General features: G+C 66.9%; 1 protein-coding gene and 1 pseudogene. Both read right to left on the reverse strand.

Annotated features, from left to right (window positions below):
* A partial coding sequence (locus tag ACIIOY_RS26745; protein ID WP_411037707.1) for an electron transfer flavoprotein subunit alpha/FixB family protein occupies positions 1–902 on the reverse strand: 902 nt, incomplete at its 3' end.
* Between the two features lie 23 nt (positions 903–925).
* A pseudogene (locus tag ACIIOY_RS26750) lies at positions 926–1,150 on the reverse strand (electron transfer flavoprotein subunit beta/FixA family protein); the annotation flags it as partial.

A 1,150-nucleotide genomic window follows, 5' to 3' on the forward strand; every position in this document is an offset into this window, starting at 1 on the left:
GCGTCGAAGAGGTCTGCGACGAGGCCGTAGTCTGCGACCTGGAAGATCGGCGCCTCCTCGTCCTTGTTGATGGCGACGATGACCTTACTGTCCTTCATGCCGGCAAGGTGCTGGATGGCGCCGGAGATGCCGCAGGCGATGTAGAGCTGCGGGGCGACCACCTTGCCCGTCTGCCCCACCTGCCAGTCGTTCGGCGCATAGCCCGCATCGACCGCGGCGCGGGACGCACCGACGGCCGCACCCAGCTTGTCGGCCACGGGCAGGATCACCTCCTGGAACTTCTCAGACGAGCCGAGCGCACGCCCGCCCGAGATGATGATCTTCGCCGACGTCAGCTCCGGACGGTCGGACGACGACAGCGCGTCCGAGACATGGCTGGAAAGGCCGGGGTCGGCTGCCGCCGGGACCGCCTCGATCGGGGCATTGCCGCCTTCCGCCGCCGCCGCGAAGGAGGCCGTGCGCACGGTGACCACCTTCTTCGCATCGGTGGCCTGCACCGTCTGGATCGCGTTGCCCGCATAGATCGGACGCTTGAACGTGTCGGGGGAAACCACCTCGACGATCTCCGAGACCTGCGCCACGTCGAGAAGCGCCGCCACGCGCGGCGACACGTTCTTGCCGACCGACGTCGCGGCGGAGACGATGGCGTCGTAGCCGCCGGCCAGCGACACGATCAGCGCCGCAAGCGGCTCGGCAAGATTGTTGGCAAGGTTTTGGTCGTCGGCAAGCAGGACCTTCGTCACGCCGGAGAGCTTTGCCGCCTGCTCGGCCGCGGCCTTGGCGCCCGAGCCGGCGACGAGCACATGCACGGGCGAGCCGATCTGCGATGCCGCCGTCAGCGCCTTGGCCGTCTGGTCGGAAAGAGTTGCATTGTCGTGGTCTGCCAGAAGAAGAATGGCCATGATGATGTTCTCCCTTTCCGTTCTCAGAGCACGCCGGCTTCGGTCTTCAGCTTCTCGACCAGCTCGGCGACGCTCTTCACCTTCACCCCCGCCTTGCGGCCGGACGGCTCCTCGGTCTTCAAGACCTTCAGGCGCGCGCTCGTGTCGACGCCGAAGTCGGCCGGCGTCTTCCTGTCGAGCGGCTTCTTCTTCGCCTTCATGATGTTCGGCAGCGAGGCATAGCGCGGCTCGTTGAGGCGAAGGTCGGT

It is taken from the genome of Shinella agrisoli, from assembly GCF_046557955.1.
Classification (GTDB): Bacteria; Pseudomonadota; Alphaproteobacteria; order Rhizobiales; family Rhizobiaceae; genus Shinella.